Origin of the sequence: Pseudoalteromonas sp. 120-MNA-CIBAN-0494, assembly GCF_040308885.1 — a bacterium.
GTDB classification, from domain to species: domain Bacteria; phylum Pseudomonadota; class Gammaproteobacteria; order Enterobacterales; family Alteromonadaceae; genus Pseudoalteromonas; species Pseudoalteromonas nigrifaciens.
In genome coordinates, this window is sequence record NZ_JBEOOE010000091.1 from 1 (window position 1) to 708 (window position 708).

Annotated in this window: 2 pseudogenes; both read right to left on the minus strand. The window is 31.9% G+C overall.

Annotated features, from left to right (window positions below):
* Positions 1-347: pseudogene (locus AAEY55_RS18110) on the minus strand (hypothetical protein); the annotation flags it as partial.
* A gap of 163 nt (positions 348-510) precedes the next feature.
* Positions 511-708 (minus strand): annotated as a pseudogene (locus AAEY55_RS18115) (hypothetical protein); the annotation flags it as partial.

The following is a 708-nucleotide window of genomic DNA, read 5'->3' on the forward strand; positions in this document are numbered from 1 at the left end:
TCCGATTTACCCTTAAGTTTAATTTTCATTTGTGGAACCTTACGGGTAACACAAATCGTATTTTGTGGAGCCTCATGGGTAACATAAATCGTATTTTGTGGAGCCTCATGAGTAACACAAATTTTGTCTTGATTGAGGAATGGATTGTTTTTTTGAATGCTTTTTTGAGGTTTTTCGTCGTTTTCTTTAGATATAAAAAAAACGATTAACGAAATAACCAGCGATATAAAGGCAACTTTGGGAAATGCAGCTTCAAGGCAGTATCCCTTAAAGCATGCTCCATAAGAAAATTGATTAAGGACAAAAACAATTATAAATACAGGAATAAAAATAAAAATTACTTTCATAATCCTTTCCACAACATAGTTTAACACCCTGAAAAGTTGACGCTAACATCAATAGATTGCCTAACGCCACCTTAAGCGGCAAAAAATTGTTTGCTAAAATGTTGAACGAAGTGAAAACAGCAAACTGTTTTTTGTCCGTTTGAAGGTCTTGTTATATGCCGTATTATGCTAAGATATCAACCTTCCCATTTAACTGTTTACCGTCAAGATCTTTAAATTTATTTAAAACACCTGATAAAAAGTCAGTATTCTCACCAATGCTTTTTTTAAAATCTATGGATTTTTCAACTTGCCCAATTAAGTCTACTTTGATTTTACCTATTTTTTCGGGATCATTATTATATTGTTCAAGTACATTTAA